The organism is Rhizobium sp. BR 317 (genome assembly GCF_047445835.1).
GTDB lineage: Bacteria > Pseudomonadota > Alphaproteobacteria > Rhizobiales > Rhizobiaceae > Rhizobium > Rhizobium paranaense.
Window position 1 is genome coordinate 1 of the sequence record NZ_JARWLB010000065.1, and the last position, 3,618, is coordinate 3,618.

6 protein-coding genes are annotated in these 3,618 nt (G+C 61.0%); 4 read left to right on the forward strand and 2 right to left on the reverse strand.

All coding sequences use genetic code 11. From position 1 onward, the window contains the following. The 3 genes from QD357_RS31470 to QD357_RS31480 form a co-directional block, all read left to right on the forward strand. On the forward strand, positions 1-169 hold a 169-nt coding region (locus QD357_RS31470), incomplete at its 5' end, for a cytochrome c-type biogenesis CcmF C-terminal domain-containing protein (protein WP_414125897.1). Beyond that, positions 166-642: a cytochrome c-type biogenesis protein CcmH gene (locus QD357_RS31475; RefSeq protein WP_414125893.1), complete on the forward strand. Its 477-nt coding sequence runs from the start codon at positions 166-168 to the stop codon at positions 640-642. The genes QD357_RS31470 and QD357_RS31475, both read left to right, overlap by 4 nt. A 74-nt stretch (positions 643-716) precedes the next feature. Continuing rightward, the gene (locus tag QD357_RS31480; RefSeq protein WP_183939869.1) at positions 717-1,397 is read left to right on the forward strand and encodes a CBS domain-containing protein; all 681 of its coding nucleotides are present in this window, start codon (positions 717-719) and stop codon (positions 1,395-1,397) included. A gap of 128 nt (positions 1,398-1,525) precedes the next feature. On the opposite strand, the gene QD357_RS31485 is transcribed toward QD357_RS31480, so the two are convergent. Beyond that, a complete protein-coding gene (locus QD357_RS31485; protein WP_414125894.1) occupies positions 1,526-1,681 on the reverse strand; it encodes a heme exporter protein CcmD in 156 nt (51 codons plus the stop codon). Position 1,682: 1 nt separating this feature from the next. Continuing rightward, a complete protein-coding gene (locus tag QD357_RS31490) occupies positions 1,683-2,447 on the reverse strand; it encodes a heme ABC transporter permease (protein ID WP_414125895.1) in 765 nt (254 codons plus the stop codon). Between the two features lie 146 nt (positions 2,448-2,593). Between QD357_RS31490 and hemA the strand changes: the two genes are divergently transcribed. Further along, the coding region (hemA, locus tag QD357_RS31495) for a 5-aminolevulinate synthase (RefSeq protein WP_414125896.1) at positions 2,594-3,618 on the forward strand (1,025 nt) is incomplete at its 3' end.

The window sequence follows — 3,618 nt, forward strand, 5'->3', positions numbered from 1 at the left end:
CGGCATGGTGGTGCGGCTCTGGTGGAAACCGTTCATCATCTGCATCTGGGGCGGCGCCATCGTCATGGCGCTCGGCGGCTTCGTCTCGCTCAGCGACCGCCGTCTGCGCATCGGCGCACCAAGCCGCAAAGCAAAGCCGGCCCGTCCGGCGATGGAGCCGGCGGAATGATCAGACGTTTGTTCCTGGCTCTGGCATTGCTCCTGGCCCCCGCCGCCGCCTTTGCCGTCAATCCGGACGAGGTGCTGCCCGACAAGACCCTCGAAACACGGGCGCGGACGATCTCGGCGGAACTGCGCTGCATGGTCTGCCAGAACCAGTCGATCGACGATTCCAATGCCGATCTCGCCCGCGATCTGCGCCTGCTGGTGCGCAAGCGCCTCCTCAACGGCGATAGCGATCAGCAGGTGCTCGACTATATCGTCTCTCGTTATGGCGAGTTCGTCCTGCTCAAGCCGCGACTGGAATGGACCACGCTTCTGCTTTGGGCATCGCCGATCTTGCTTCTCGGATGTTCGATGGTGCCCGTCGTTGTCGCGCGATCGACACGGAGGCGGAGCCCTCCAGATGCCAAGCTCACGGACGACGAACGCTCGAAGCTTGAGAAATTGCTGGCGGAGGCTGGCGACCGCTATGCCGGTTGATCGAGATCAAAGCGTCGCCGTCGCCTCCCGCTAGATTGAGCAAACACAGTCTATGATGCGCGAGGAGACGGGGCATGCTGGCCAAGGATATAATGACCCGGAATGTGGTTTCGATCAGCCCGGCGGTCAGCGTGCGCCGAGCGGCTGCGATATTAATCCAGAACAATGTGAGTGGCCTTCCCGTCGTCGACGACGAGGGCCGTATCTGCGGGATGCTGACGGAGGGCGACCTGCTGCTGCGGCGCGAAATTCGAGCGATGCCTCGGATGGCGCGGTCGCCTGACGCGATTTCGGAGACCGATCTTCAACGATATATCGGCAGCCATGGATGGTGCGTGGCCGATGTCATGTCGCAGGACGTGATCGTCGCTCGGCCCGACAGCGAGGTATCCGAGATCGCGGAAAGCCTGCAGGCGCATCGGATCAAGCGGCTGCCGATCGTCCAAGACGGCCGTCTGGTCGGGATCGTTAGCCGGCGCGATATTCTCGGCCTCATCGTAGAAGCCCCGGCGACGACGCTACCTCGGGATGATGAAGCCATCAGGCTTGCCGTGCGTACCCGTCTAAGATCGGAGCTCGGCCTCACACCGCAGAAGGTGCAGGTTTCCGTCAAGGGCGGAGAGGTGACCCTTGATGGCCACGTCGAGTCGGAACTGGCGAGGAAGGCTGTCCACACGCTGATCGAAAGCGTAGGGATCGGCGTCTACCACGACCGGCTTGCCGTCGGCAGTCTCTCTACGACCGAAGTTCGGTAACGCGCGCACGCCGCTGCCATAGTCACTGGTGAAAATTCGGCATTCGGATCAACGGGGATCGGAGCATCCTCGACGACTAGCCGCTCTCGGACCTAGCGGTATTCGGGTCCGGGAAACAGGGCCACATTCTATCGATTTCTAGGGGACTCCTTGCTCCGAATCCTGACGAGCGCCTCGACACGACGGCGGTAGCTGTTGCCGTCCAGCCAGATTTTAAGAGCGATTGCTGTCATGACCAGGAACGCGATGACGTAAGCCGCGGACACGTATTGAAGCTGATCCATTTCAGTTCTCCCTATGCATGGCGGCTCTTGCTGCGAGCCTGTGTTGAGAGATCAGCTTTCTGCGCCAGATCTCGTTTCGGATCGATGCAATGTGCAGCGTTGCAAACAGAGCGGCGAAGGCGAGCCCCATGATCAGCAGGGGACGGAGAAATTCGCCGTCCATCGCCGGACCGTCCAGTCTCAGCACGCTTGCCGGCTGGTGCAGCGTGTTCCACCAGTTCACCGAAAACTTGATGATCGGGATGTTTACGAAGCCGACGATGATGATGACCGATGTCAATCGTGGGGCCTGCGTCGACTCGTCGATCGCATGGTTGATGGCCAGTATCCCGAGATACATTATGAACAGGACGAACATGGAGGTCAGGCGCGCGTCCCACACCCACCAGGTGCCCCACATCGGCTTGCCCCAGATCGCGCCTGTGACGAGGGAGATGAAGGTGAACGCGGCCCCGAGCGGTGCCGCAGATCGCGCCGCAACGTCGGCAAGAGGGTGCCGCCAGACCAGGGAACCGATCGCGTTCGCCGTCATCACGGTATAGCAGAGAAGAGCCACCCAAGCGGCAGGGACGTGGACGTACATGATCCTGACGGTCTGGCCCTGTTGATAGTCGACGTCGGATGTGAAGCTGAAATAGAGGCCGGCTGCGAAGCATAAAATGGTCACGACAAGCAGCGTTGGCAGGACGCGATCGGCGAATTCCAGGAATTTCGAAGGTTGGGCGAGGCCGGTGATGGCGTTTCTGGTGCGGAGGAAAGTGCTCATGGGCCGGAGCCTTAACCTGAACGGTCCGGCGGATAATTGATCCGTGTCAAAGACCGAAGACGCCGAAGGAGTTTCGAGACTTGACGCAGATCAAATAGCTGTCGGCTGGACTGGTGTATCGCAGACACCATAGAAGGGAGCCAAGCATGGATTTCGAAGCATTTTTCAAAGGCGAACTGGGCGCGCTGCATCAGGAAGGCCGCTACCGCGTGTTCGCCGATTTGGAGCGTCAGCGCGGCAGCTTTCCGCGTGCGACCTGGCATACGCCGGAAGGCTCCAAGGACGTCACGGTCTGGTGCTCGAACGACTATCTCGGCATGGGCCAGCACCCCAAGGTGATCGAAGCGATGAAAGAGGCGATCGATCACTGTGGCGCGGGTGCGGGAGGCACCCGGAATATTTCTGGCACCAACCACCACCATGTTCTTTTGGAGCAGGAACTTGCCGATCTGCACGGCAAGGAATCCGCGCTGATCTTCACCTCCGGCTATATCTCCAACTGGGCGACGCTCGGCACGCTCGGCGCCAAGATCCCCGGGCTGATCATCTTCTCGGATGCGCTGAACCACGCCTCGATGATCGAGGGCATCCGTTATGCCAAGTGCGACAAGGTCATCTGGAAGCACAACGACCTTAATGATCTCGAAGCCAAGCTGAAGGCCGCCGATCCGAAGGCGCCGAAGCTGATCGCCTTCGAGAGCGTCTATTCGATGGATGGCGATATCGCGCCGATCAAGGAGATCTGCGATCTCGCCGACCAATATGGCGCGATGACCTATCTCGACGAAGTGCATGCCGTTGGCATGTACGGCCCGCGCGGCGGCGGCATTGCTGAGCGCGAAGGGCTGATGGACCGGCTGACGGTGATCGAGGGCACGCTCGGCAAAGCCTTCGGCGTCATGGGCGGCTATATTGCCGCTTCGACCGCACTTTGCGATTTCATCCGCTCCTTTGCCTCCGGCTTCATCTTTACGACGTCGCTGCCGCCGGCCTTGGCGGCGGGGGCTGTCGCCYCGATCCGGCATCTGAAGGCCAGCCAGTTCGAACGTGCCCGCCATCAGGACCGGGTGCGCCGGCTGCGCGCCCAGCTCGATGCCTCCGGCATTCCGCATATGCCGAACCCGAGCCATGTCGTGCCGGTTTTGGTCGGCGATGCCGCCAAGTGCAAATG